The sequence below is a fragment of the Mesorhizobium sp. P2_C5_2 genome (assembly GCF_056404535.1).
This window is the reverse complement of record NZ_JBFUDV010000013.1, coordinates 1-26,490: the sequence shown is the minus strand read 5'-3', so window position 1 is coordinate 26,490 and position 26,490 is coordinate 1. Positions and strand designations below refer to the sequence as shown.

26 protein-coding genes and 1 pseudogene are annotated in these 26,490 nt (G+C 59.0%); 19 read left to right on the top strand and 8 right to left on the bottom strand.

Features of this window, described 5'->3' with window-relative positions:
• Window positions 1–225: 225 nt before the first annotated feature.
• Entirely contained in the window at window positions 226–402 is a 177-nt protein-coding gene (locus AC1D1B_RS30430) for a hypothetical protein (protein WP_477337155.1), read from the bottom strand.
• A 932-nt stretch (window positions 403–1,334) separates the two neighbouring features.
• The gene (locus tag AC1D1B_RS30425) at window positions 1,335–3,179 is read right to left on the bottom strand and encodes a hypothetical protein (protein ID WP_477337153.1); all 1,845 of its coding nucleotides are present in this window, start codon (window positions 3,177–3,179) and stop codon (window positions 1,335–1,337) included.
• Window positions 3,180–3,274: 95 nt separating this feature from the next.
• Between AC1D1B_RS30425 and AC1D1B_RS30420 the strand changes: the two genes are divergently transcribed.
• On the top strand, window positions 3,275–3,436 hold the full coding sequence (locus AC1D1B_RS30420; protein WP_477337151.1) for a hypothetical protein: 162 nt from the start codon (window positions 3,275–3,277) through the stop codon (window positions 3,434–3,436).
• A 131-nt stretch (window positions 3,437–3,567) separates the two neighbouring features.
• Here the strand turns inward: AC1D1B_RS30420 and AC1D1B_RS30415 are convergent, their stop codons facing one another.
• Both AC1D1B_RS30415 and AC1D1B_RS30410 read right to left on the bottom strand, forming a co-directional pair.
• Window positions 3,568–3,879 (bottom strand): hypothetical protein, encoded by a 312-nt coding sequence (locus tag AC1D1B_RS30415; RefSeq protein WP_477337149.1) that lies wholly within the window; start codon window positions 3,877–3,879, stop codon window positions 3,568–3,570.
• A 189-nt stretch (window positions 3,880–4,068) separates the two neighbouring features.
• On the bottom strand, window positions 4,069–4,653 hold the full coding sequence (locus AC1D1B_RS30410; RefSeq protein ID WP_477337147.1) for a hypothetical protein: 585 nt from the start codon (window positions 4,651–4,653) through the stop codon (window positions 4,069–4,071).
• Window positions 4,654–4,881: 228 nt separating this feature from the next.
• On the opposite strand from AC1D1B_RS30410, the gene AC1D1B_RS30405 reads away from it, so the two are divergent.
• The 9 genes from AC1D1B_RS30405 (at window position 4,882) to AC1D1B_RS30365 (ending at window position 18,173) form a co-directional block, all read left to right on the top strand.
• A complete protein-coding gene (locus AC1D1B_RS30405) occupies window positions 4,882–6,141 on the top strand; it encodes a S8 family peptidase (protein WP_477337145.1) in 1,260 nt (419 codons plus the stop codon).
• Window positions 6,142–6,299: 158 nt separating this feature from the next.
• On the top strand, window positions 6,300–7,235 hold the full coding sequence (locus tag AC1D1B_RS30400) for a DUF1501 domain-containing protein (protein ID WP_477337143.1): 936 nt from the start codon (window positions 6,300–6,302) through the stop codon (window positions 7,233–7,235).
• Window positions 7,236–7,698: 463 nt separating this feature from the next.
• The gene (locus AC1D1B_RS30395; protein ID WP_477337141.1) at window positions 7,699–9,027 is read left to right on the top strand and encodes an adenylate/guanylate cyclase domain-containing protein; all 1,329 of its coding nucleotides are present in this window, start codon (window positions 7,699–7,701) and stop codon (window positions 9,025–9,027) included.
• Between the two features lie 189 nt (window positions 9,028–9,216).
• Entirely contained in the window at window positions 9,217–10,818 is a 1,602-nt protein-coding gene (locus AC1D1B_RS30390) for a DUF1963 domain-containing protein (protein WP_477337139.1), read from the top strand.
• A gap of 431 nt (window positions 10,819–11,249) precedes the next feature.
• Window positions 11,250–12,512 carry a site-specific DNA-methyltransferase gene (locus AC1D1B_RS30385; RefSeq protein ID WP_477337137.1) on the top strand — a complete coding sequence of 421 codons (1,263 nt, stop codon included), beginning with the start codon at window positions 11,250–11,252 and terminating at the stop codon, window positions 12,510–12,512.
• 36 nt (window positions 12,513–12,548) lie between these two features.
• Window positions 12,549–13,112 carry a hypothetical protein gene (locus AC1D1B_RS30380; protein WP_477337136.1) on the top strand — a complete coding sequence of 188 codons (564 nt, stop codon included), beginning with the start codon at window positions 12,549–12,551 and terminating at the stop codon, window positions 13,110–13,112.
• A gap of 85 nt (window positions 13,113–13,197) precedes the next feature.
• Window positions 13,198–15,111: a phage terminase large subunit family protein gene (locus AC1D1B_RS30375; protein WP_477337157.1), complete on the top strand. Its 1,914-nt coding sequence runs from the start codon at window positions 13,198–13,200 to the stop codon at window positions 15,109–15,111.
• Between the two features lie 181 nt (window positions 15,112–15,292).
• Window positions 15,293–16,966 carry an ABC transporter permease gene (locus AC1D1B_RS30370; protein WP_477337134.1) on the top strand — a complete coding sequence of 558 codons (1,674 nt, stop codon included), beginning with the start codon at window positions 15,293–15,295 and terminating at the stop codon, window positions 16,964–16,966.
• Window positions 16,950–18,173 carry a PAN domain-containing protein gene (locus AC1D1B_RS30365; RefSeq protein ID WP_477337132.1) on the top strand — a complete coding sequence of 408 codons (1,224 nt, stop codon included), beginning with the start codon at window positions 16,950–16,952 and terminating at the stop codon, window positions 18,171–18,173. Before AC1D1B_RS30370 ends, AC1D1B_RS30365 begins: the two co-directional genes overlap by 17 nt.
• A 637-nt stretch (window positions 18,174–18,810) precedes the next feature.
• Here the strand turns inward: AC1D1B_RS30365 and AC1D1B_RS30360 are convergent.
• Window positions 18,811–18,990 (bottom strand): hypothetical protein, encoded by a 180-nt coding sequence (locus AC1D1B_RS30360; RefSeq protein ID WP_477337130.1) that lies wholly within the window; start codon window positions 18,988–18,990, stop codon window positions 18,811–18,813.
• Between the two features lie 234 nt (window positions 18,991–19,224).
• Here AC1D1B_RS30360 and AC1D1B_RS30355 point away from each other — a divergent pair, with 234 nt between their 5' ends.
• The 5 genes from AC1D1B_RS30355 to AC1D1B_RS30335 all read left to right on the top strand — a co-directional run bounded on the left by AC1D1B_RS30355 (window position 19,225) and on the right by AC1D1B_RS30335 (window position 21,186).
• The gene (locus tag AC1D1B_RS30355; protein ID WP_477337129.1) at window positions 19,225–19,503 is read left to right on the top strand and encodes a hypothetical protein; all 279 of its coding nucleotides are present in this window, start codon (window positions 19,225–19,227) and stop codon (window positions 19,501–19,503) included.
• Between the two features lie 9 nt (window positions 19,504–19,512).
• Window positions 19,513–20,223, top strand: a complete 711-nt coding sequence (locus AC1D1B_RS30350) for an SOS response-associated peptidase (protein ID WP_477337127.1) — start codon at window positions 19,513–19,515, stop codon at window positions 20,221–20,223.
• Between the two features lie 19 nt (window positions 20,224–20,242).
• Window positions 20,243–20,428, top strand: coding sequence for a hypothetical protein (locus AC1D1B_RS30345; protein ID WP_477337125.1), 186 nt, complete (start codon window positions 20,243–20,245; stop codon window positions 20,426–20,428).
• A gap of 196 nt (window positions 20,429–20,624) precedes the next feature.
• Window positions 20,625–20,918, top strand: a complete 294-nt coding sequence (locus AC1D1B_RS30340) for a hypothetical protein (protein WP_477337123.1) — start codon at window positions 20,625–20,627, stop codon at window positions 20,916–20,918.
• A gap of 4 nt (window positions 20,919–20,922) precedes the next feature.
• Window positions 20,923–21,186: a hypothetical protein gene (locus AC1D1B_RS30335; RefSeq protein ID WP_477337121.1), complete on the top strand. Its 264-nt coding sequence runs from the start codon at window positions 20,923–20,925 to the stop codon at window positions 21,184–21,186.
• 62 nt (window positions 21,187–21,248) lie between these two features.
• Here AC1D1B_RS30335 and AC1D1B_RS30330 read toward each other — a convergent pair whose 3' ends face one another.
• Both AC1D1B_RS30330 and AC1D1B_RS30325 read right to left on the bottom strand, forming a co-directional pair.
• Window positions 21,249–22,091, bottom strand: coding sequence for a plasmid partitioning protein RepB C-terminal domain-containing protein (locus AC1D1B_RS30330; protein WP_477337119.1), 843 nt, complete (start codon window positions 22,089–22,091; stop codon window positions 21,249–21,251).
• Window positions 22,085–23,641, bottom strand: a complete 1,557-nt coding sequence (locus AC1D1B_RS30325; protein WP_477337117.1) for a recombinase family protein — start codon at window positions 23,639–23,641, stop codon at window positions 22,085–22,087. The genes AC1D1B_RS30330 and AC1D1B_RS30325 overlap by 7 nt, the downstream gene beginning before the upstream one ends.
• Window positions 23,642–23,796: 155 nt before the next feature.
• Here AC1D1B_RS30325 and AC1D1B_RS30320 point away from each other — a divergent pair.
• From AC1D1B_RS30320 to AC1D1B_RS30310, 3 genes and pseudogenes are all read left to right on the top strand, one after another.
• A pseudogene (locus tag AC1D1B_RS30320) lies at window positions 23,797–24,045 on the top strand (type II toxin-antitoxin system HicB family antitoxin); the annotation flags it as partial.
• Between the two features lie 136 nt (window positions 24,046–24,181).
• Window positions 24,182–24,499 carry a YMGG-like glycine zipper-containing protein gene (locus AC1D1B_RS30315; RefSeq protein ID WP_477337115.1) on the top strand — a complete coding sequence of 106 codons (318 nt, stop codon included), beginning with the start codon at window positions 24,182–24,184 and terminating at the stop codon, window positions 24,497–24,499.
• 161 nt (window positions 24,500–24,660) lie between these two features.
• A complete protein-coding gene (locus AC1D1B_RS30310; RefSeq protein WP_477337114.1) occupies window positions 24,661–25,338 on the top strand; it encodes an outer membrane protein in 678 nt (225 codons plus the stop codon).
• 16 nt (window positions 25,339–25,354) lie between these two features.
• On the opposite strand, the gene AC1D1B_RS30305 is transcribed toward AC1D1B_RS30310, so the two are convergent.
• Window positions 25,355–25,669, bottom strand: coding sequence for a hypothetical protein (locus tag AC1D1B_RS30305; protein ID WP_477337112.1), 315 nt, complete (start codon window positions 25,667–25,669; stop codon window positions 25,355–25,357).
• Between the two features lie 439 nt (window positions 25,670–26,108).
• Here AC1D1B_RS30305 and AC1D1B_RS30300 point away from each other — a divergent pair.
• Window positions 26,109–26,490: BA14K family protein (locus AC1D1B_RS30300; protein WP_477337110.1), on the top strand; the 382-nt coding region annotated here is incomplete at its 3' end.

Sequence of the window (26,490 nt, the reverse complement as noted above, 5' to 3'; positions counted from 1 at the left end):
GAACTGCAATCCACGAATTTGATCGTCAGGGGCAGAAATCTGCTCATCGGAAACTCACCATCCAAACCATTCCCGCGTCCGCCACAAAAGCCCGACGAAAGGCGCGACCAGAAAGGCAGCGGCGCCCAGGACCAGAATGTTTGTTGATACCGATTTCATGGATAACCTCCGCAAAACGCGATCGCCATAACGAGGAAATCGCAGAGTGGTTGCAGGCCCGGTACGCTACATGTTGCTTGCCGGCCGGATCGGTTGGCGTGGCCGGTAGGGCGGTCGCGACTGCGACTTCAACGGGATGTCGGCGAGCGAGTTGCGGATCGGCCGGAACAGTATTGGCGGAGATGCGGCGCGCCGGCGCAGCATCGCGGCCGACAGTTTGGCAACCAGATTTCGAACGTCCATGGACTCCTCCTCAGAGTCCCCCATGCACGATCAACTAGCACCTCGCGACCGCTACCCGCATTTAACTTTGATATAGGCCGCGCGAATATGCGCGACGTCGCAGATGCTGCTGCAACCGGATGACTTTTCGTGCATTCTTATGCATGGCCACAATGCTCCGACCCGACACCCGGCAAAATGCTGCTCTTATTGCGGTTCGCGCGAGCATGACTACGAGGATTGCCCGAAGCGCAAGGCCGATGCTGAGCGCGAGGAGCATCTAGGTGTTTTATCCCAGGCTTTGTTGGGGCATCCTCATCCTCCGAATCGAGAGATGCACTATGGGGCAGGTTCTTCATGCGAGCGCCACGACGACAGAGGCAATCCGTCGAGCGATATGAGAGACGCCCATCGAAGGAACAAGGCCGAGTTTGTAGAGCCGACCTTAGGGCGGTTCCGACGAGGTCAGTCGTCAGCAACGCATCCGAGAGGCGTTTTGAGTAGTCATGGCGCCGCACCATGGAGAAGGTTGGATTTCGGCTCCTCTTCCTCTACCACTTCAAATTCTGAACAATTCTCTGCTCCGCTGGCAGGCGCTCTGAAGCCCAGCGTTTGCAGGGGGTGTGGCCAAAAGCTGGGGAGTGTCGCAGCCCCTAAGCGTGCAAATTGCTCTCTGAATGCCGATCATTCTCCGAAGCTGGGGAGTAGCTCCAAAAATCCCCAGGTTTTGACAACAGTAATATCAATGCCTTAGCGCCGGTCTTGCTGCGGCAGTTTTGTGGTTCGCTCGCCTGTCAAAAAGACCACAACCAAGCCATCGCTCGCTAAATCCGCTTGCGCCTCTACACTACTCGGACGACGCGTTTGGGCTTGAGGCGGTCCGTCGGGTTTCGGTCCGCATGTGGCGGCAAACCGCCGTTCAACTGGCAACCCCTCAGTTACCAGTTGGCGCTCTATCTCTGGGGAGCAGCGGCCGTCGTCAATGCCTGGAACATATGCGTACCGGCCAATGCCGGCTCTGCCGCTCGGAGACGGTCAAGGACCGGCTGTAGGCCAAATACTGATCCCGGAGGGGGCGTCCCAACCACTGCGCCTACGAGGTCAAGCATTTTTGCCGGTGCTGATGTGAAAAGGAGATTGTCAGCATCTGAGAGCGAATGGACGCTCGTGCCGCGGCCTGTGTTCTCAGGCCGAACGAAGGGCAGAATGACGTCGACGGCTACCGGGAAAGCTTCTCCTGTAGCCCGCAAGATCTGTAGCAATTTGAAGGTAGATTGGCCCGTCTGCATCTCAATATCGAGTGGCCATATGCCTTGAAATACCGGGCCGACAACGTCTCGCCAGCGTGCGAGCTTTTCCGTGGGGGTGGCAGCTTCCATTTCCCTAGCCAGGCGATGTCCCACGGATCGGAGTGTGGTTGGGTTCGTCTGCCGTAGCGCTGCCCGCGCCTCGGTTGCCGAAAGGGCATAGCCGATATTGTCTTCGCGGTTGGCGAGCAGGATGGTGGGCAGCCATTCGGCATAAACATGGATCGCCTCATCCGGCATGTCGGCCCTACCAAAAAGCTGCAAAAAAGGCGCCTTGGTGAGTGCGAAGAGCTCTGGTGTTCCAATGTATCGCGAAAAGCGGCGGGCACACCATGCAGCGGCGGCATCGGGAGAAGCCCAATCGAACACCGGAATGATATTCGCAATTGTCCACGTTGGCGCACGGTCGAACAGCACGGTGACCTCAGCGGCCATGCGCACGCGCGCTAGCAGGCCATTTCGTGCCGGCACCTGAACTGCCGCTTCAAGGCGCGGCCTAATGTTGGTCGCGAATTCAGGCGCCGCCTCGGACGTCGGAAGTTTTCTCAGAAGAACATCCGCCAACCGGCCGATTGGGACGTTCATTGACTGGTCGAGCAATCTGAGCGGAACTTCTTCGTCGTTATCGTCCGCAGGCTCGATCGCTGCAAAAATTCTGTCCCACAGCGCCCAAATTGGCTCTTCAAGTGCGAGCGCTTCTGGCTTTGCAAGCCAGCTCGACGCCTGTGGTGCGATCGTGGAAAAACTCGCGTCAGGCCACGCAAGCAGTCGCTGCGCGATCCGGGCTGGCACATCGAGATCGACGAATGCCTTCTGCGACCACAAAAGCTGTTGCCACGCGTCGGGGCGCCAAGAGTTGGCATTGGCTTCGGCTTCAAGACCGCGCAATGCGCGGTCAGGATCATTTTGGCAGAGCGAGTGCCACGTTTGTCCTTCTCCGAGCCGCCCCTCGGCATCCAGCCGCAACGCCATAACGACGAGTTCCTGATCAGAAACGCCGTCAAGCTGATCGACGTTACCCTGGTCGCCCGATCCTGACTCGCTCCAACTATTGAAACCCGCCTGGGCGGCTGGGCGCAGTCCCCATTGTGGCCATCGCGCTCCGATCTCTTCAAATGCCGCGAGTGTTGCATCCGAGAATTGGATGCCGTCGCGGATCAGGCTTCCGATCAGGTCGTAGCGGCTTCGGTCCTGATTCCGGGCGATGTCGCTGCCTTCACGGAACCAGCTCGCAGGTGGTCCATTGCGAAGGCGCACTTCAAGCTCCTCTCGAATCTCCGCGCCGAGTTCGGCCCATCGCGAGCGAAGAAGGCGATAAACCTCGACGGTTCCGCCAGTCAGGAACAGCTCGCCCATCGGCAGGGCTTGCAGCACATCCCCAGACAAGTCCGCACCAATAGCGCTCTCGGTGCATGCGAACATCGCGAGGCGATGATTCAGGCGGTGCGGGCTTGCAATCCAGCGCGGCACGAAGGGGCGGGCGCGAGCCATGTCTTTATTCGCCAGCCGCGACCACACTTCGGCGACGACCCGAACAATCGGAAGGAAACCCTTGCGATAGGCGTTCTGCGGAGGCGTTTTGGACGGTGAAGGATCTTCAGGATGTCGAGGCCGATATCATCATGACGATGACGCGCAATGGTGAAAGCGTACGCGACATTGCGGAGGCAACCGGGTTGAGCAAATCTAAGGTCAATCGCATTCAAACACGGTTAAAGGCAATTCAGCCGTCGAGCACCGAGCCGTGAATTGCAGGTGTCCCACTGTCCCACGCCCTAGACCGTGGGACAGTGGGACAGCTGCCCTTCGATGCTGCGAGCTATCAAGGAGGGACGGGCTTCTGCGACCTTGCTGTTTAGTGAATGGCGGCTCTGCGCCTCTAGAGGATTTCCCGACCCTCTAAATCATTCGACCGGAAATTCGAGAGCCCGGAGCCCGGCGATGAAATGTTCCCGATCTGGCGGGGCAGCCAGCATGGTGGAATAGGCCCGTGCATACCCTGCGACGTCATACCAGGGCGCTCTCTTGGCTTCGAACTCTCCGCGATGTTGGGAGGCCAAATCCCATGGGTCTCGGCGGCCTCGAACTCCCCTTTCCATCCATGCAGAGCGGCGATGACCGCTTCTGCCAGTCCGCTGGCGTCGCCGAGTTCGATGGCCCGCATGGCCGACTGCATGGCCAACACCTTCATGTCTGCGTCCGCTCTGAAAGCGGAGAGGGTCGCATAGGCGTCCGCGAGCCATGCCGCTGGGTCCCAACATTTCCGAATGCTCGCTACATTATGGCGCGGCGCTACGCTTCGCGACCAAGGAGCCCTACCAGCTGGAGCCGGACCGCAATAAGGTGCTCCAAGGGATGCGCCTTGCCGGGCTAAGTCCGGCTACCTGCAGCCAAACAGCACCGCCGCGCCAAGCTCGTCATGATAATGTCGCCCCTGTCCAAATCTATGATATTTTTCCAAGTAGTCGAGCAGGTCGGCCCTGATAAGGATGTCTTCCGGTATCTGCGGTACCACGACGTAGATTTTTCCCGCCTCGTCGAATTCAGGTTCCACCGTCACCCCATCGACGATTTGGTTCAAAACGGCCGTAAGTTCGGCTTTCAAATGAGAACTGGGGCTGCCGACATTAGAAAAGGCCAACCCGTTCGTGAAATCGCCCGCCGTTGGAAAAGGAGTGGCTCCGTCGGCAAGGAATATCAGCAGTTGCTGCTTAAAGTCCGCCACCGCGCTTGGGGTTCCGACCTTGAGGTTAGTCGTAGTACTACCACCGCTGTCGCGAAGGTTGATACTTTGGCCGGCAGCTGTGAATATTTGGCGATTTATTGTAATCTTCAGTTGGTTTCCAACCGTACTATCGACCGACAAGATGGTGGCCGGCGTAGGCAGGAGTTTGAGCCACGTCTCGACAATGGCCGCGCCGATTTCCCGCGCTTGTCGACCCTTCCTGAGATTCGCTCTGGGCATCGCATGCTTCTCAACACAGGACCATCTGTGAGCGTATGCGCGTTTCGCAGCTACCGCAAGATAGCTCTCGATGTGGAACGACGCCCAATTCATGTTCTTATAGACAGCGCACTGCCTTTGGGGGCATGCTGTTTCCGTAGACGTAGGAGGCTTGCTGTGGTCGTTCTACAGTTCCGCGCTGTTCTTATCGTGAGCGTCTTGGCATTGGCTGCCACTCAGAGATCGTCATTGGCAGACGAGATGCCTGCAAATGAGATCGCCGCGACATTTATTGCGCCTTACGGCGACATGCCTATGAACTCGAACAACTCGGCGGATTTTAAAGCAGAAATTCAGAAAACTGACAAAAAGGAAGTGATTTCGGTAGATTTTCCCGAAATAGGTAAAAGCTTTTTAACGCTAAAAATTACGGAAACAAGAGTTAAAGAGCTTGAATCTCAAGGCTTTGAACTTGCAGATCCATTTTCTGTTACCCTCTTTGACGCAGCTAGATGCAAAAATAATCCGAGGATAATCAAAAAGGATACCACCACCACTATCCAGGACGTTCCCGCAAACGTCTGCCGTGTGGTCGGGTCACCGGCGGAAAGCACATACGGCCCCGAGGTGTGGGTGCTAGACAGCGGAGTTGACCCGGTTGCGGTCAGTTCAAATCTTCTGAATGTGGCGACAAAGGTCGACTGTACGCAAAGCAGTTGCGTGATGGGGGCCGTGGATGATGAGCTGGGACACGGAACCATGGTCGCAGGTATCATTGGAGGAAGGACTTTTAAAGACGGATCGTCGCACTACACAGGACTGGCAGGGGTTAGCCCTAAGGTATCTCTGAATATCATTAAAATATTTGGTGATGATGTAACTGTAAGCGTCTGGGACCAACCTGTCAAAGCAATAAGATACGTCTTGGATCACGCCAAAGCTGGTGACGTTGTAAACATAAGCTGGGGAGCTAACTCTCTTGAGAGTGTAAGGACTGGCGGATACAGCAATGATATAACTTTGTTAGATATGCTATTTCATTTGATGGCGGATCGGAAACTACAAATTGTTGTGGCGGCAGGAAATGCGGAGCGAGCAAATGGCGGATGGTCGTGGGCCCAAGGGTTCACGCCGGCAAATTCTGCACCGTATACTTCGCCGGTCAGTCCTGGGGCAATATATAGTGTTTCTGCGGCTGACAGTAAATATGATCCAATGACTATGAAGTGGTCCGACAAGCTGTGGCAAGGCAGTGCATTCGGCGCTTCGTTTGCAGAACCTGGCGTCGAGGTGCGGTCCTTGTGGCTGTCGGATGATTCAAATAATCCGCAACAGAATGTGTGTTGGGGAACTTCATTCGCTGCACCAATTCTGGCTGGTTTGCTCGTTCGCGGGTCAGTGTCGCCAGGCGACCCTACGGATAGTACCTATCCTGACGCGGACACAGTTGCGTTCGTGACTGCGGGCAAGTCGGACGCTACCACACCAAAGCACCCAAAATGCAACTGACCCGAAGGGCAGCCCTGCAAGGGTTTCTACTATCCTCCATGCTTCGTCCAATCGCGGCAAGGGCTAGACCGGCGGCATGCGAGCCAAAACTCCTGTTGGTATTTCTCCGGGGTGGACTCGATTGCGTTGCGGCGATCCCTCCGTTTGGGGATCCTGAATTGCTAACCCTGCGCGAAGCTCAGGCGCTTGTGGATGAGGAGGGGGCGACCGAAACACTCAAGCTGGACGGATTTTTTGCGCTTCATCCAGCACTGGCGCCGCTTCTGCCCTACTTTAATGCCGGGGAGTTGCTGATCGTCCCAGGGACGGCCATTGCGCGAGTGGAAAGATCTCATGCAGCCTCGGAATTTGCTTTGTTCGGGAGCGACTTTGACGGCCTCACCGGCTGGCCCAGACTGGCCTCGCTCGCCTTAGGGACGGAACCATGGCGGATCGGTCCGGCCGACCGATCCATCGATCTCATATCGGATTTGGCGTGGGGCAATCCGCTGCTGGACTTGGCCCTGCTTTCCCCTGAGCAAGCACAGGTGGGCGGATCGAAATGTGTGGAAGATCCGCTCGCGCAGCGAAGCTTATGCCAAGCGGCCAGGTTCACTTGCGCGGCGACCCGTGCGGCACAGGCGCTGGCAACGGAGGGCGGTCCTCGGATCGCAACGCTCGAATTGCCTGGGTTCGATACGCACATCAGCCAGGGCGTGCGTCTGGCGCGAGCATTGAAGGCCCTGGCAGACGGGCTCGTTTCGTTCGCCGAAGCGTCTGGAACGGCCTGGAACAGAACAGTTGTCTTGGTCGTGACTGAGTTCGGCCGTGCAGTGCCATTCAACGCAGACGGCGGAACCGATCACGGGACGGCCAGCGTCACGTTCCTGATGGGCGGTGCCGTTGCCGGTGGCCGAGTCGGCAATCAGTGGCCTGGGCTGGCGCCCAGCCAACTTCGCGGCGGAACCGATCTTGCCGCTACGACCGATCTGCGAGCAATAATCAAGGCCGTGTTAATTGAGCATCTTCGCCTTCCCGACCGGACTGTTGCTAAGGTATTTCCGAGCGCTGCTGAACTGCCAGCGTCAATTGGTTTGTTTCGGGATGCAGGTTGATTGCCGTTAATCGGGCACGGTTGAACTATTCCTTCCATGATCGGCGTATCTCGCCGGATATCCTGCGCTTTATCCGAACCGCTCCATCATGTGACCCAAATTTTGGGTAGTGTCTCAATTTGAATATCGGCTCACGACCCTTCCATGCCCTTCCTTCTGGGCAGCGCTACGACAATCCGTGACCCGTTCCGACCGTTGAATAAATTGAGGTTGAAGGTCTCGATATGGCACTACCTCCCCGTTCTAGGCGCCCTACGCGAACGGCAAAGTTCTACTCAAAGCGGCTGTTGGCGAGGGCGGTCCACCCGGCGGGACAATGAAGAGACATAATTTGTCTCCTGCAATTTTTCTCGGCGACCCGCTTCGAAATTCCCTTTGTTGCCTTAGTTCGCTACGTTGGGCGGCGAGCTTCGCATCTGCCCGGTAACGTCTCGCAGTTGCCCAATCGATTTGTCAGGCGGTCATGCAGAGACCCGAGACGCGCTATGCACGATGCGGCGACGTCGCCATCGCTTATCAGGTGGTCGGCGACGGCCCAACGGATCTACTGTACGCGCAAGGCTGGCTCAGCAACGTAGAGTACGCTTGGGAGAGTCCCGAATGCGCTCGATTTCTCACCAGCCTGAGCCGCTTTTCCCGCCTGATCTTTTTCGACAAACGCGGTACGGGCATGTCCGACCGAAACGTCGGCTTTCCGACGCTCGAACAAAGGACCGAGGACGTCAAGACCGTACTTGATGCCGTCGGATCGAAGCAGGCGGCGCTGTTCGGAGTTTCCGAGGGCGGAAACATGAGTTCGCTGTTTGCCGCCACCCATCCCGAAAGGGTGAGCGCGCTAGTTTTGTACGGCTGCTTTGCCCGAAGCAAAAGGGCGCCCGACTATCCCTGGGGGCGGACCCACGAAGAAAACGAACGTGAGGTGGAGTCGCGCCTGGCGCAGTGGGGCCGGTCATTCGATCTCGACGACGGCGCGCCGAGCGTCGCAAGCGACCCTGTAGTGCAAAGCTGGTTTGCTGCCTACCTTCGATTTGCAGCCAGCCCGCACGCCGCCGAGCTGATTTCCCGGCTCAACTTCGAAATCGACATTCGCGCGATCCTTCCCGCCATCCATGTGCCGAGCCTGGTTCTCCATCGCGCCGGCGACCGCTGGCACGCAGCGGAGGAAGGGCGCTATCTCGCCGAGCATATTCCCGGCGCCGAGTTTCGCCTGCTGCCCGGCGATGACCACATCCCCTGGTACGGCGATCAGGACGAACTGATCGGGCAGGTCGAAGAGTTCGTCACGGGGACGCGGACGACCGCAAAACCCGGACGCGCGCTCATGACCCTGCTGATGACCGATATCGTCGACTCGACCAGCACCCTGAGCGCCGTGGGGGACGAGCGGTGGCGGTCGATCCTCGAGCAACTGGACGTCAATGTCAGCCGACGCGTTGCCGCGCTCGACGGGCAAAAGATCAAGCACACTGGCGATGGATATCTGCTCACATTTGCCGGGCCCACCCCGGCGATTGAATGTGCCAGGGCGCTGGCGCGAGACGCGAAGGCGCTCGGGCTGGAGCTGCGGACTGGCATCCACATTGGAGAGTGCGAGCGCCGGGCCGACGATCTGAGCGGTCTGGCGGTCCACTTGACGGCGCGCATCATGGCCGAAGCGGCGCCGAACTCGATCCTCACCTCCCGAACCGTGAAGGATCTCGCGGTCGGCTCCGGGCTGGACTTCACCTTCCTCGGCCACCGCGAGATGAAAGGTATCCCCGAAGGCTGCGACATTTATGAATTAACAAGCTGAAACGAATGTCTGGTTCTGGCGCTAGCTTCACATTCGGGTAGTCAGCTCAGACGGCAAGATTCCACCCACAGTCGAAATTCAAACTGAGACACTACACGCAACTACAGTCGCTTGCGCAACGCCCATATGACGGCAATATTTTGGCTGCCGGCGGGCGACGTAGCTGACGATGGGGTTTGGGGAAGCGTCATGGAAATGCTGATGCCGCTGCTTGTGGTCGGGGCGATGTTCTTGATCGTTGGCAGCCTGGTCTACAGCGGGGCAAAACGCATTGCCGGGCTGTTTTCCGGTTCGTCTTCAAAAGAAAAAGACAAGCCACAGGCGAGCCGTGCGCGAACCTCTGGAGCGGCCCACGCCATAGCGCCCAAACCTAACTCTGCTGCAGAAAAGCTGATCGCCGAAATGCAGCAGCAGGCCAAGAACAGCGACGACCAGCGCAAGGCGGCGTTCAAAGCGCATGTCGAGCGCAAGATCCCGCCGATTTCCGCCGATGGCCGTGAAGCGATCGAACGTGGGCAAGCCGCGCGCATTGCGATCAAGCACGTCTTTCCGCCGCGTCTTCCCCAACGAAGCATGAGCTATTTTGGCGGGCTGCCGATTGTCCCCGATGAATTCGACTGGCCGACGGTTCACAATCGGAAAGGGTTGCTCGAGCGCCTCAATTTCATGGCGCAAATTGACTGTTCGGATCTGCCGCCGGGACCTGGACGAGATCTGATGCCCGAAAAGGGCTATCTCTATTTCTTCGCGCCGATGTCCGACACGTTTGGGGCGGACGCGATGCACTTCGTGACGCGCTATGAACCACGTCAGGTGACACAAAAGTGGGCGCCGCTTGACATGCCCTTCACCGCCAAGATTCAGGGATCGGATCCGACGGACGAAATCTTGCGGGGCAAGCGAACTCACTATGATCGGGTCGAGGTCGAGTTTGCCTGGATCGAGGAGCCGACCGACGCCGAAGTCGCGGCGCGCGCGGATGAAGGTCACGCTTTCGAGGTCGCGGACAAAATTCGGACCGAAAGGGTCGAGGCGTTCTACGGTCCGCCAGTCGTCCCTGATCCGCTGCTTTCCGCTCATCATGCGCCGAAAGATACGCTTTGGACGCCGTATCCGGGATTTCCGGCCAATTGGCATTCGGCGCGGATCGTTCGGAAGCTTGTGGAGGCGTATCACCGCGAAGAGACGGCCGATGTCACGGCACAACTGAAGGCGCTTGGCGATGTTGCCGAAGATGATCCGGAGGCCAAGCGGCTGCGGATGGTGCAGCGCGAACTGTCGGCGTCCGGTTCGAAGATGTTCAACGCATTCTTCCCGACGGTCAATGCCGGACTGAAGGACTATGACTCACCGCCTCCAGAGGTGAAGCAGCATATCCTTGCCTTTCTGGAAGACTTGCGCGTCAACGGCATGCCGTCATCATCGGTGCGGCGGCCGCGTCATCGGCAGCTTCCGCACGTGATGAACGATTGGCTTTCAGTCGCGGCCATCCAGGGCGCCGAGGGGGGACTGACAGATCCGGCCGGTGCGACGCTCATCGGCCCTGACGTCGTTGCCGCCCTGTCTCACCGCCACGTATCCCGTGGCCATCAGATGCTTGGCAAGGGTGAAGTCGTCCAGGTCGCGGCCGACGAGATGAAGGACCGCTACCTGCTTTTGCTCCAACTTGGGCCGGACAAGGCGCTCAACTGGACCGTCGGGGAGATGGGGCCGCTTCAATATTGGATTACGCCAGAGGACCTTACGGCCAAGCGATTCCAGAACACAATTCTGACAATCGAAGCCTACTGACTGACGATGGTCCTCGACGGCCGCTTACCCGCTCTAGCGGCCTAGTTGCGAGCGAAGACCTGCGCAAACAAAGGAAGTGGCGCGAAACAATGTCATGATTCCAAATAGTTGGCGTCTCTGATAGGCTCTCGTCACTGGCAAGAGCAGGTCAACACCTGAGGGACGCAACGGGTCCTTCCGGGGCGGTGAAGCCATGCGGGAGGGCGCAGCGCTGAGGTTCGCCAGCGTCAGGCATATTTTTTTGGGAAGCCACTCGGAGTCCAATCCAGAGCCAAGTCCGCGTAAGCCTTTGATCGAGCGTACAGAGTTGAACGTGCCGCTGGACCCCTGTTGGACCCCGGAGTTCAGTTCGGATCCAGATGGGGCCCACCGACGGATCCATCGGCGAGTCCAGCAGAGTCCGGAAGCCACATCCTCTTCGAGGAGAATGCATGTCAATCCAGTTCGCACCGGAAGCCATCGAGCACTGGCCGATCGAGCGGCTGAGGCCGTATGCCCAGAACGCCAAGACGCATGCGCCGGACCAGGTGGCGAAGATCGCGGCCAGCATGGCGGAGTTCGGCTGGACCGTGCCGGTGCTGGTGTCTGCCGAAGGCGAGGTGATCGCCGGGCATGGCCGTATTTTGGCCGCCGGGGAACTGGGTCTGGCATTGGTGCCGGTGATCATTCTCGAGCATCTCAGCGAGGCGCAGCGGCGTGCCTACCGCATTGCCGACAACAAGCTGACTGAGCTGGGCGGGTGGGATGACGCTCTGCTCGCACAGGAGCTTCATGCGCTGAATGGTGATGGCTTCGACTTGAGCCTCACCGGACTCGACGAGGCCGAACTCGACCGGCTGATGGGCGAGCTTCGCGACGAGGCCGAAGGTGGCACCGGCGAGGATGAGGTTCCAGAGCCGCCGGCTGATCCGGTCACCCGCCCTGGTGACCTGTGGGTGCTTGGAAGGCACCGGCTGCTGTGTGGCGATGCCACGGTCCCTGCGGATGTCGAACGGCTGCTCTCGGGTGCTGTGCCGCATCTCATGATCACCGATCCGCCATTCGGGGTGAACTACGATCCTTCCTGGAGGAAGGAGGCTGGCGTGTCGAGCAGCAGTCGCACCGGCAAGGTTGCCCATGACGATCGCGCAGACTGGCGCGAGGCATGGTCGCTGTTTCCCGGTGATGTCGCCTATGTCTGGCATGCCGGTGTCCATGCCTCGACGGTGGCCGACAGCCTGGTTGCTTCCGGCTTCGGCATCCGCTCCCAGATCATCTGGGCCAAGCCCCGCTTAGTGCTCAGCCGTGGCCACTATCATTGGCAGCATGAGCCCTGCTGGTATGCAGTCAGGGAGGGAGCGACCGGGCACTGGCAGGGCGCGCGCGACCAGACCACCATCTGGATGATCGGCAACGACGACCAGGGTGAAGACGACGCCACGGTCCACGGAACGCAGAAGCCAGTCGAATGTATGCGGCGACCGCTGCTGAACAACAGCGCCACCGGTTCGTCGGTCTATGAGCCCTTCTCCGGCAGCGGCACCAGCATCATTGCCGCCGAGACCACCGGCCGCTCCTGCTTCGCCATGGAGATCGATCCTCGTTACTGCGATGTCGCGGTAGAGAGATGGCAGAACTTCACAGGGCGCAAGGCAGTTCTGGAGGCAAGTGACCACGACGTCGCCGATGTTCATTCCGGGCGATCCGCAGCCTGACCTTCGCTTGGCTGGGCATAAGCTAGAGAGGCAACCATGCAGGGGATGAGCGAGCGCCAATACGCGGACCATGCCGGGGTCTCCCGCGGCGCTATCCAGAAAGCCAGGATTGCCGGACGACTGGTGCTGTTTGAAGATCGCTCAATTGATCAGGCAGGGTCTGATGCACGCCGGGCTGCTCTGACCGATCCTTCAAAGCAGAGGCGCTCCTCGCCCCGGCCCAAACTGAAGGCCGTACCTGAGGAGGCGCTGTCGGCCGTTGGCGAGACACTGCGCGAACAGGGGCTTTCGGCGCCCATCGTGGGAGGCTCGACCACCTTCCTGCAGGCAAAGACGGCCAATGAGGTGCTGAAGGCGCAGGAGCGCCGGCTGAAGCTTCAGAAGCTGAGGGGCGAGCTTGTGTCGCTCGATCGCGCCAAGACCCTGCTGTTCCGGCTGGCGCGGGAAGAACGTGACGCCTGGGTAAATTGGCCCGGCCGCGTCGCGGCGATCCTGTCTGCCGAACTGGGCGTGGATGCCGCCACGATGCACCAGCTTCTGGAGAGCCAGGTGAGAGCTCATCTGGGGGAGCTGGCCGATGTCCGTACCGACTTCCGATGAGGTTCTGGAAGAAGGCCTGTTCCGCTTCGAAGGCGTCGATGAACTGAAGGCGTCCTGGCGCGAGGGCCTGCGCCCCGATCCGTTCATGACGGTATCGGGATGGGCCGACCGGCATCGCATGCTGGCGGCAAGAGCATCCGCCGAGCCAGGCCGCTACCGAACAAGCCGCACGCCCTACATGCGCGACATCATGGACGCCTTGTCACCTGGCTCTCCCATGCAGAGGGTCGTGTTCATGAAGGCCGCCCAGGTCGGCGCAACGGAGGCCGGCAACAACTGGATCGGCTTCATCATCCACCAGGCGCCGGGACCTATGCTGGCCGTGCAGCCGACGGTGGAGCTTGCCAAGCGCAACTCGCGTCATCGCATCGATCCGCTGATCGAGGAGAGCCCTGCCCTGCGCGACCGGGTGAGGCCTGCCCGTTCGCGCGATGCCGGCAACACGATGCTTTCGAAGGAGTTCAATGGCGGCATCCTGATCATGACCGGCGCAAACTCGGCTGTCGGCCTGCGCTCGACGCCGGCGCGCTATATCTTCCTCGACGAGGTCGACGCCTATCCTGCCTCCGCCGACGACGAGGGCGATCCCGTCACACTTGCCGAAGCACGCTCGCTGACCTTCTCGCATCGCAGGAAGGTGTTTCTGGCCTCGACGCCGACCCTTCGCGGACTGTCGCGCATCGAGCGGGAATATGAGGCGTCCGACCAGCGTCGCTACCATGTCCCCTGCCCCGAATGCGGCGTCATGCAGTGGCTGAAGTTCGAGCGACTGCGTTGGGACAAGGGCAGGCCCGAGACGGCTTGTTATCACTGCGAGGCGTGTGAGGCCCCAATCGGCGAGCACAGCAAGACCGCCATGCTGCAGGAGGGGGAATGGCGTGCGAGCGCAACAGCTTCAGATCCTGCCACGGCAGGCTTCCACCTTTCCGCTCTCTACTCGCCTGCTGGGTGGCTCTCATGGCAGGCAATCGCTCGCGCTTTTGAGACGGCTCAGGGGTCGGACGAGTCGCTCAAAGCCTTTCGCAACACAGTTCTCGGCGAGACTTGGGTCGAAACCGGTGAGGCACCGGACTGGCAGCGCCTGCACGACCGGCGCGAGCAATGGCAAGCAGGCAGCGTTCCTGCCGGTGGCCTGTTCCTCACCGCCGGCGCCGACATCCAGAAGGACCGCATCGAGATCGACGTCTGGGCATGGGGCCGCGGTCTGGAAAGCTGGCTGGTCGAGCACGTCGTGCTGGACGGCGGCCCGGGAGACGAAGCCTGCTGGAAGGCGCTCGACCAGGTCCTCGGCCGGAGCTGGCAGAGCGCGTCCGGCAACACGATGCGGATCTTGCGGCTGGCGATCGACACCGGCTACGAGGCGCCGGCCGTTTATACCTGGGCGCGCAGAGCAGGCTCGGCCCATGTCGCTCCTGTCAAAGGTGTCGAAAACTTCAATCGGGCAAGCCCCGTCACCGGCCCGACCTTTGTTGACGCGACCTCACACGGCAAGCGCCTGCGGCGTGGCGCAAAGCTATGGACCGTGGCCGGCTCCACGTTCAAGGCCGAGACCTATCGCTTCCTTCGCCTGCCGCGGCCCACGGACGAAGAGCTGGACGCCGGGGCCAGACACGCGGCTGGAACCGTCCATCTCCCCGCCTGGGTAGATAGCGAGTGGTGCAAGCAGTTCGTCGGTGAGCAGCTGGTCACGGTGCGCACCAGGCGGGGCTTTTCGCGTCTGGAATGGCAGAAGCTTCGCGAACGCAACGAAGCGCTCGACTGCCGTGTCTATGCCCGCGCCGCCGCCTGGATCGTCGGTGCCGACCGCTGGCCGGAATCGACCTGGCGCGACCTCGAGGCGCAGTTCGGCAAGAACGTCGCTGCCTGTGAGCCGGCAGTGACTGCCGCGGCCGTGTTGCCACTTTTGGTATCAACTTCGAACAGTCAAAACACGCGCCCGCAAAGCCGGCAGCCCAGGCTGAGGACTCGGCGTGTTCGCTTGAGCCGCTGGATGGAGTAACCAAGCGCTTCCCGAGACAAGGCACCACCCGAAATAAATCAGTCTAGCAGACGCAACAACTTTGTTGCCGCCCGCCGGTTATTCACCCTGTTCCAAGTTACGCTGTATCTAGCCCGTAAATTTTGCTGCAAACACCAGCGTCGCATGTCAAGATGGGTTTGGGTAAGGTGGGGATTTGTAGATGTACACGGCAATGAGCCAGAAACTGGCAAGCTATGGCCAGTGGACGTACCGTGGTGCGTGGGCACTTGAAATCGTTGCGGCGATCATCGGTCTAGCAACCGGCGTCGCTCTGAGTTACCGCGGCTTTGTTGCCAATGAGGCGGCGGACTCAATGGACCTTGTCCTTGCGAGTGCCCCCTTCTTTATGATCGCGATTGCTGAGCTGACGAAAATCCCAATCGCCACGCTTCTGTTCGGCGCCTCGTGGATTTGGAAACCTGTTATCCTGGCGTTTCTACTCGTATTGGCCGGTATCACTTTTGAGACAGTCCTACTCGGATTGGAGCGTGCCAGCACAATGCGCGAGGTGCAGTACGCCAACTTCGCCAACCAAACTAAAGCACTCCAGCAAGAGCTCGAGAATCTCAAGGCGGCAGCCGAAAGTTTGCGAAACAGTGACGATGAGGCAAAGGCCCGGAGCGATCTGGAGCAGCTCAGTGGATTGGCTGACACCGAGCGCGATAAATTGCGTGCACGGATAACTGAGGTTGACGAAGAGCTGCAGGCCGCAACCACCCTTTCACCTGCGGCAGCGAGAGCCAAAGAACTTCTCGAGGAGAAACAAGCAGCGTTGAGCGCGCTGGTGGAACGGCGCGATCGAGAGATCAAGGACGCCGTGGAGCAGTTCGAGCGACAGCGTGATAGCTACGTTGATCGCATAAAGAGCGCGCGCGAAACGGGCGACCTCGCATCAGTGCAGCGCAACGAAGAAGGGCTGAACAAGTTAACTAACCCGCGGCTCAAAAAAGAGGCCGAATTCGCGCCGAAATTGGCCGAATTGGAGCCCGCAGTCGCCGCAGCCCGCGCTGAATATGAGAGGCTGCGACAAGATAGTCCTCCAATGACCCTCCAAGACAAACAACGCCTTGAGGGCAGGCGAAACGATCTGGAGAAGCTCTATGATGGCACCGCTGCCGATTGGGACCGTAAGCTTGACGAGGCACGTGCTGCGCTAGCAGCCGCCCAGGAAGCCGCTACTCGCAAGTCTGAGACGCTGGCCAAGAACCAGCAGCGGCAAGAGGCCATCGCGACGGACCTCAGCCGCTTGGAAACAGAGCGCCTCCCGGTTGCTCGCAACGATCAGATCCGTAGGCTGGCAGCTCGCTGGTACGGGCTGAAGCCAGAAGACGTTACAGACGCTCAGGCTGGCACGGTATCGACGATCTGGTTCGCGTCGCTTGCATTCATCGCCGCACTAGCGGGGCCGATCACGGCGATGGTCGCGCTGGCCCTACAACGTATTGGCGCACAACCCGAAGTTCAGCGTGAAAGCAAGCTCTCGCGTTTGCTACGCCGAATGCTGCTCCGCTGGCGGTGGCGTCGTGTCCGGAAGGTACCCGTGCAGGTGCCTTTCGACAGAGAAGTAGAGAAGCGCGTCGAGGTTCCTGTCGAAGTCGAGAAGGTCGTCAAAGAAATCCTCTATGTACCTATCCTTACTGACGACCCAGAGGCGTTGCGCCGGGCATTGGATCGGGAACTGCCCCCGGAAGTAATCGATTTGGTGAAGGTTTCTGCAAAAGGGCAATACGACAAAAAGGAGATGGAGAAAGCCCTAGAAGGTGAACTGCGATCAGATTTTAACGAGCCGGCGACTGGGGCTAAGCGGGGTAGCAGACGTGCTCGTACGACATAACACCAAGCTGCTCGAGCAGGCGATCGATCTGCAGATCAAACGGTCGGCCATTCCAACTCTGCAGGCAGAAGCAGATGCGCACGACAAGATCGCTCGCGCCAATGCATTTCGGCGAATGGCTAGCGGCGCTGCCATCGCAATGGCCGCGATTGGAATCGGTGTGGGTGTATGGCTGGTCTTTGATCGTGACCCAACAGTGACCCAGCCGGAGCCGCCAGTCACCCAAAACGATCCGCCAAACCCGACCGGGAACGAGCTAAAAGAGGCGAAGAAATCCGCAGACAGAATTCCAGGTGAAGAGACAATCGCCGAAGAGGGAAAGACAGATAAGCCGAAGTCGCCGTCAACCGAGCAGCCGCCGCCGCCCGCAGACCCGGCCAATCCAGATACGTTCGATTTCGTAAAGTTCGCCAATCGCCAAGTGACCTACGCTGGCAGCACTTGGCAACTCGAGTCCGGTCATCATTTTGACAGTGAGAAAGCTCCAACTTGGAACACCGCTTGGTGCTACACGCGGAGGCTGGCAAACACCGGAGTCGAGGTTCAGGTTAGTCTTGTCAACAGACCCTCACCTACATCGAAGCCGCAGGCACCGGTGTCATCGATCGAGACACTCGCCTCGGTGGGCCTTGACGACAATTCGGCGCGAGAGCTCGCCAGCCGTTGCCTCTGGCTCGACAAGGCCAGTTTCGCGCCAAGCGATTTCGACATGGATAATGAGCGGAAAGAAGCGGCTGTCGCGGCCGAAGAACTGTCTGTACACCAGGATGGATGGGACGCGATCGGAAACGATCTGCCGGGAATGCCCGCTTGGAATGTCTCGCTTGAACAGTGCCAAGCCCAATGCGAAGCAGATCGCCGCTGCTTAGCACTCACCTACGACAAGAAACACGCTGCCTGTTTCATGAAGAGTAACGGGTCAATTTTGGTTAGGAGTCCTGACGCAGTGATGGCGGCGAAGGGAGCAATCAAGGCGAATCTCCAGTATTCCAGCCTCGTTTTCGGCAAAGACACGGTGGTCGTGGGGGGCGCTTACGCGAATGTGCGGAGCGGCTATGCCGACTGCGTATTGGCCTGCGCCGCTGATCAGAGATGTCTAGGTTTCAATTTCGACGGTCCGAACAAGATGTGCGCTATGCTCGACACCGTGACCTCATCGTCTCCCTTCAGGGGCGTGACGTCGGGCGTTAAGGAGACCCGCAGTTGAATTGGCTCCGGCCCTAAAACTGCGCAGAGAACGGAGCCAGCGCGATATGGTGGGCATGGCCGCTTGCCTGTTCATAGCGATCAGCGAGGTGATCGTCCTTCTGCGGACGGTGCAGTAAGGAAACGGCCCTCGGCGGGTTAACTACCTTCAGCGATACCAAGCAGCGAAAGCGGGGTTGGCGAGTTCCCTATTATGGAACAACATCAACACAGATTTTACTGTCACATCGATTCCAACGGAACGTGGGGCGTTTGGGACCGGGTCATTGACATGCCGGCGAGGCTGGGCGGCGGGGATCTGCGGGGCTGTACGTCACAGAGAGCGGAAACGGCGCAAGGTGTCTTAACGCGAATTTACAGTGGCGGGCTTGAGGCCATCGCTGTTCGCGTATCTGGGTTAACAGCCTAACGGCGTTTCTGCCGCAAATCTCCTTAGCGAGCGCCAAGTCCGAGGCAGGCTCGTCGAGAAAGGCCCCCGCCTTTTTACTAGCTCTCGACGAGCCGTGCGCCGCGTACCCCCGGACGACAAAACGCTGTCGCAGTCTGCTTCGATCGTCAAGCAACTGTTCCGTTCACGTTTCCGTTCGCGCAATCAGGTTGCGCCAATGTCACATTCGGTGGACGCGTACGAGTGCGCATCACTCGTCCTTCCAGATGACACGCCTCTCCCATCGGATCTCAACAAGTCGCCGAAAGCGGATCGTCACAAGCTCTTGCCCGACCGGGTGGAAAAGCTCCGCGTTCATGGACTCGTTGCGCCCGCATTTTTCGCAGCGGACCTTCGCCCGCACCTGGTCGATAGAGACGTTGCCGATCACCTCGCACAATTCCTTCGGTTTATAGAACCGTCTGATGTTGCAATGCCCGCACCGGATGCGTGCTACCTGCCCGGCGTCGTGAGCATGCAATAACGTCCACGGGACGCCCTTCGGCCACTTTTCTGGTTGCTCCGGCATGCCCCTGAAATGAGGAACATATTCCTGTTGGTCAAGAGGCTCTTGACTCCGATGTTCTTATTTTGTTCACTGCTGGCAAAACGGAGACACACAGCCATGAAACCGATCATCGCCACCGAATCCGAACAGCCCGAGCTTTACGCCCTGGTAAAGCGTGAGCGTCCGGCGATTAACAGGGCGGTCAACGGGATGGTTAAGCAGATGCGTGGCCTGTCCGATCTTAGTCAGAAAGTGGCCATTGCCCAGCTTACCGCAACCTGGGCCTTGGCGAACTATCCTGACGACCCCGATCTTGCGTTATCTCTGTCGGAGGCCATAAGCCATCAGACCGACATCTATCTCCGGGAAGTCACCAAGGCCGGCGTTCGCCACTAGAGGCAAGACATGTGCAACCTCTACAATATCACCACTTCCCAAGAGGCCATTCGCCAGCTCATGGGGACCGTGCGTGACATCCTGGGCAACCTCGAGCCGTCGATAGATATCTATCCGAACAGGCTCGGTCCGGTGGTCCGCAACGCGCTGGATGGGCAGCGTGAGGCCGCCAATCTTCTTTGGGGAATGCCGACGCCAGCCGAGCGTGTGAAAGGCGCTGCCGATTACGGCACGACAAACATACGCAATCTGCAATACAGCCACTGGCAGCAATACGTAGGCGTCGAGAACCGATGTGTCGTACCGGTGACCAGCTTCGCGGAGCCGTCACCGAATCCCGGCGACAAAGATCCGGAAACCGGCATCCAGCGGAATTACTGGTTTGCGCTGAATGAAGATCGTCCGGTCTTCTTTTTTGCCGGCCTCTGGACGCCGTGGCATGGCGTTCGCAAGGTCAAGGACGGTCCCGGCGACTTCGAGCTATACGGGTTCATGACGACAGCGCCAAATGCACTGATCAAGCCAATTCATGAGAAGGCTATGCCGGTGATCCTGAGGACGCCTGAGGAAACGGAGACCTGGCTGACCGCGCCTTGGTCGGAAGCGAAACGGCTGCAGCGCACCGCGCCGGACGACGCCCTAGTGATTGTAGACAAGCCAGCCACCCAGATCAAGTTCCCGCAACAGGCGCTGACGCCGGTGCAGGGCTCGTTGTTCTAGGCGATGGGAGTATCGCATCATGGACTATATCATCACGCTGGACAGCCGCCAGGAGGCCGCTCTGCAGGCCGCCGCCGATAAGTTCATCGCTCTTCACAACGGCGATGCAGTAAAGGCGCTTAAGGAAATGATGGTGCTTAACGGACGCCTTCAAGATCAATTGGACGCCCTCAAAGCGCCGCCTCTTGGGAGGCGCTACGGGTGAGCGACGAGATACGCCTACCGGACGCTCTTGAGCCATCTAGAGCGCACGGCCCAATAGAGAACCACGTTTGCGAGCATCCCGATTGCTGCAAGCTTGGTGGTTTCGGCTTCGCCAAGCCTAAACGACCATCACACTGGTTTTGCCTCGGGCACCGCGCAGACGGCGAGCAATATCTTTCTGGAGCAGGAAGGCACGAATGACCCGCTTGACCTTTGCAGGAGAGTTGCAGGCCGCATCCGACCGCATTGCGGACGTATCCCGAGCCGATCTTCAGGTCATGCTTCGACGGGCCGCGCTGATGATTAGAAACACTGACGGTGTTGACCTCGATCCGAGGGTTGAGGATTCTCTGTCCGACATTGCAGTTGAGATGAAAATGTCGAAGTCAGATCTCATCAAAACCATCGTCGGCGATTGGCTGATTGCCAACGCCTATCTGCCGGTGCCATACGCGCTCGACGATGAGAGCATCACCAACGGAAGTGCTTAGTTCAATGTCTGACAACGTTTTGCCCGAACAGAAAAAGCCCAAGCTGATCGTTGTCGTCGCGTTCGACCGCGGCGAAGAAGGCGATCTGTTTACCGCTTATGGCCCGACCGATCAGCAAAGCGAAGAGCGCGCGATCCGCACCGCCAAGGGACTGGCTTCCAATCATGTCGGGGTTATCGCCTGGAGCCGCGACGCAGACCCTGCCCTTGGAGATTATGGGCCGCCGACCACCCTCTTTGTCAGCGGCGACGTGCCGGACATGGAATAGAAGCAGCCCCAGCGAGGCTAGTGGCGACTCGGCATGAAGGGTCTAAACCCCGGCGGGCATGTCTAGCCCCTTTGTTCGAGGCATGGCATCGACAAGCGGTGGAACTCTTCAAAATGACCCGGAAAGTTCTGGGCGAGATATCGCACCACTCTGGAATTATCCATCATCCGGACGAAAAAACGGTTGGCTGCGACAAGCTCCAGGCCCATTTGGCCATGATTTTCTACAGCGCTTAGAACCGCAAGGCTCAGCGTGCCGACCTCGAGCACCATCGCGCCGCGCTGGTCTTCAGCCTGTCTGGTGATCGTTGAGAGATTAAAATCCTTGGCCAGCAGGGCTTGTGGTGTCAGAGCGACGAGTAGCCTCGCGTAGGTGATCCTGACCCGGTTCATCGCCACCATCAGCCGGGCAATCTCCAATTGCCTGGCTGGCAGCACCTTCTGGAGAAACCCGAAGATTTTTGTTTTCACCGGCGCATCCCGAAGCAGGTCGAGGACATCAGGGCAAATTCCGTTAACGGGTTTCCGGTTCTCGCCGGTCTCGGAAGCGGGTTTTCCGGGAGGGCAGAACATTTGCGGCTCACGGGTCGCGCCACGCAACCTATGTGCCAGTAGCCTTGGCATTGTCCCGATGCCCTCAGACACCAGCATGGCGCAAAATTGCTTGTCGCGCATCATCAGGTGGAGCGCCGCGACGATCCGGTCGAGGCTCTGTTCAGACTTTGCCGCTTCGGTGACGAAATCGCGCATGCGTTTGCATTCCGTATCGTAGGTCGCCAAAAATTCGTGCGAACGAAGCCTCTTCTTGGACCCTATTGCGCCAGCAGCAATATTCCTCGCATGTCTGTCGCCGCCGTTTTCCAGCGCACGGTAGGCGGCGTCCTTGGCTAAGCGCTTGACTACCAAGTCGCGCCCCCGACAGGCTCTCGCTCTGCCAGCCTGATAATTGGGTTGAGCGTGGGAAAAATATAGGTGTCCAGCGGTGCCCCATTGATGGCGTGCAGTTCCGATTTGCCCGCGATCTCATGCGCAGGAGCAATCAAATAGTCCCGAATGGTCAGGTCGCCGGGATTCATACGGATCAGGACGAAAATATCCGGTAGCGGCCGTTGATCGGCCTTCGAAAACCAGCGTGGATAGCCGAAGCCGGAAACCCTGCATCGTCCTATTGTAATCGCCACGGTGATCTCCTCGTTTATCCGCAGGAAGTCCATCGCCATGTCATGGGTGGCAACGCCGCCCTGCCTTTCCATCGCGCCCACGAGATCGCGGATAACCTGCAGCCTCATTGTTTCCAGGCGCCGGTTCACGCCGATGTAGCGGTAGTTTTTGGATGGCTCGTATCCGATCAGTTCATAGGCTTTGACAATGGTTCCAAAACGCCACTGGTAGCGTTGGGACGGTGGGCACTCGGAATCGGCGTCGATAATGGCTAACGACAAGGCGCCACGGCGAGCCAAAAGTGCCGTAAGGGCGGCCAGCATCTCGTCATTGGTCATGTGGCGATAGATGGTCTTCAGGACTATCTGCGCCCGGTCGAACAGTTTGCGGTCGACGATAGGCTCCAGGACATTTTCCACCCGCACCCACTGTTCCGGAGGATTGTGGACTTGATGGCTTCTCAGCCGGGCCGAGTGCTTGTTCCAGACATTGTTGCCAATGTAATTTTCGTTGGTCAGCACCGAGTGCACGGATTCCCGCGTCCATGGTCGCCCCAAATCGCTGAGCACGCCGCGCTTGTTGAGTAGTCTTGCGATCTCCAACTCTGTCTTCCGCGTTCTGACGAAGTGACCGAAAATCCATCTCACTATCGCGATTTCTTCAGGCGGTCCGGGGACCACAATTATCCGGTCCGTCTGCAAGCTCTTGTATTCGTACGACGAGAGGATGCCCTTAGGGCTGCCATGTTGGTCGACAAGCATGCGCCGAAGGCCAAAGCCGACCTTGGAGCCCTGTCGAAAGCCCATCCGGATCAGCCTCGCTTGGCCAATGAAGACTTTCTGCGAGAGCATTCTGCTTTGCTCGGCAGCCATGCTGCGTTTGATCGCTTTGAGGACATCGGACCCGATGCTGCCGTCGTTTGCGAATTGCTCGGCGCAAAATTCGATCCGGACGCCGGCCATCTGGCATCGGTATTCGTAGGCTGCGCTTTCATCAATGTTCTGGAAGCGCCCCCAACGGCTGACATCATAGACCACGACCGTCTCAAAATCGGCTCGCCCACCCTCTACATCGGCCAACAACTTCTGAAGACCGGGGCGCCCTCCCAGATTCAGACCGCTGCGACCGGGGTCTTCGTAAGTGGCGACAAGGTCGTAGCCCATGATATCGGCATAGTCGCGGATGGCATCCGCCTGGTTATCGATGGAGTAAGTTTGCTGGTAGGTGGACATCCGCAGATATTGGGCCGCGCGAACTCTCCTTGCTGTCGGGGGACCGCCGTGGTGTTTTCCCATCCACTTGAACCTTCGCGCAGGCGCGAGTGGGCCTGGAACGTCCAACTTATGAGGCAGCGTCCTGCGCTATCGTTAGGAACACCTCGACAGTTTGTGTCGAATGAGTCGATAGTTTGCTAGGGCTTCAAATGCCGTTGTCTAGCTAGAGGTCGACGATGCGCCACTATATCGGACTGATCCACAAAGAAGCGGAGAGCGATTTCGGCGTGTCTTTCCCCGACTTTCCTGGCCTGGTCACGGCCGGAGCGACTTTGGACGAGGCATGCATCATGGGGGAGCAAGCGCTTGCCTTCCACGTCGACGGCCTTGTCGAGGATGGAGAAGCGATCCCTTCCCCCTCTTCCCTAGAGGAGCTGATGACCGACAGCGAACAGCGTTCACGCGTGTTCATCGTTACCCCGGTTTGGCGACCATAGTCATCAACGGCGGGGAAACCATGACACACTTCGTGAGCCGGCACGCCGCCGTTTGGCCGTATTGCAACAGCAACTGGCAACCATTCGCCCCCGTCCGCGTTTGGGGCTTCAAAGGAGTTCCCAGATGATTTTCAAGAAAGCCGTTCTCGCCGTCCTCATGACCGCTGCATTGGCGGGCTGCGCGACCCAAACTGAACAGCAGCAGAGGGCGACCACCGGTGCGCTCATAGGCGGCGGCGTCGGCGCGTTGGCCGGCCAGGCGCTTGGCGGCAACACAGAGAGCACGGTTGTAGGCGCTGCAGGCGGGGCGCTTCTGGGCGCGGTGATCGGCCAGTCGACTACGCCGCAGCGTCGTGGCGAACAGCTCTGCCGCTACCAAGACCGCCGCGGCCGGATTTACACGGCACCCTGCGACGATCGGTATTACAACGGCGATTATTGATCTAAGTTCGCTTCATTCCACAGGTGGGGGCGTCGTTAGGCGCTCCCAGATCGCATCAGTTCCGTGCTGCAGCGGCAGTCGGCAACTGAAAGGATTCGGCAACTTAGCCGACAGGTGTGGCTCCCTAGCTACATACAAAATTGAAAGTTTGTCGCTACAAAGTGCCTGACATTGTGCTGGGGATTCCAATGAAGGCCTTATTTCTCGCTTCAGTTATCGCGCTTTCGGTGACCGCGCCGGCAATCGCCGCCGACACGATAGCCGCTCCTGTGGACACCCCTGAATGGACTTGGCAAGGGCCGTACGCTGGTATCTTCGGCGCGGGTACGCTGGAGCATTACAAGATTCATGAACCGGTTCTCGGCAGTGTCGCTCACAATGAAGGTTCGGCGACGCTAGGCGGTTTCGCCGGCTACAATTTCCAATCGGGACAGATCGTCTATGGCGCTGAAGGCGAGCTTGGCTATCGTTTCAAGAAGTCGACCTTCAACGACGTTCCCGGTCCGGGAACGATGGACGTCTCGACCGGCCTCTTTGGCTCGTTGAAGGGACGGGTCGGCGTGGATATGGGGCAGTACCTGCCTTTCGTGACGGCAGGCGTCACGGCGGCGCAGTTGAAGACCAGCGTGCCCGGCTTGCGGGAAGCAGATGCGACCCTTGTCGGTGGTATCGTCGGCGCGGGTGTCGATGTGGCACTGACCCACAATGTCTTCCTGCGCGGCGAATACGATTTCTCATATTTCGGCAAGAAGTCACTGGAATATTGCGGTGGCCCATGCGTGTTGGAACACACTGTCCAGACGCATGATTTCAGGATCGGCGTCGCGATGAAGTTCTAGCTGCTGTCGCCGCCGTCTATCGTTTGAAAGTCGGCTTCCAGTCGCGATTGCGAGCCTTGTTAAGGCCCTCATAATCGGGAATGCAGGTGAAAAACGCCGGCCGGCGGTCGCGGCTGGCGGCCTTGCAGGACGAGCAGCCGAACAATCCGACCAGATCCCAATGCATAGAACCATGATCCGGGCCGAGCCGGTCGATCAGAGCCTGGATATCGAGCTTGGTCGACTTGGCGCACATCGGGTGGCCGCAGTTGACGTAGATGGTTTCGCGATCGGCAAGGGTGTCGGCGAGGGTCTTTTGGGCATGGCGATCTCCGTTGAAGGGTCGCCGCAATGGGAGATTATAAAGCTGATCCCGATCCCTCGTTCAAGGCACTAGGTGTAATCGACCCCTCTGCGAAAACAGCTCGGCAGTGATTTTGTCTCTGTCCGCATCATGCCTAGCGATCAAAGCCAGCGCTTCCTGGCGGCCAATGTTGGCGAGCTTCATTAGGTACGGAATCTCAAACGTTCTCTTGTTTAGGCGCCATTCTGGCACGTGCCTTGTTGCTGCTTTTCGCACTGTTGCTCCATCTTGACGCATCATTTTGCCTCCTCTTCCTGATGATGATGCAGTCGCAAATTCCGTGCCTCTAAGCCCTTGGCCTCGCCAGTGTGGTCTGGCGCTACCGGCAGCGCGACAGCCTTCGGTCGTAACCGTTAGGCTGACTCGTCTCTTTCATGGAACCGGATCGAACGGCCTGCATTCTCTTCCGGAAGAGGAGGAGCGCAGCATGAAAGCCTTGTTGGCGATAGTAGGTGGCTTTGTGCTGACGCTGGCCGTCTTCGCCAGCGGCCTTGCCTTTGCGGCCTTGATTCTCGCGGCCAAGCCCGTGCAGAAGGCCACACCCAGCATCAGTGTCGTGGATCTGTGGACTAGAGACGCGCGAACTGTGAACACCGCGGCACAGCCCTTCGAGCGCATTCCGGCTGAGCAGGCTAAAGTGCCCGGCGTCTCCGCGATGGCGAAAGGGTCAGCCGACTCAATCACGACGTCCGCCGTCCAGCCCTCGACAGGCGATTCTCAACCAACAGGCGATTCCACGACCGAGTTGCCGGCCGCTCATGTCGAATGGTGCGCGAGTCGGTACCGGTCCTATAATCCAGAGGACAACC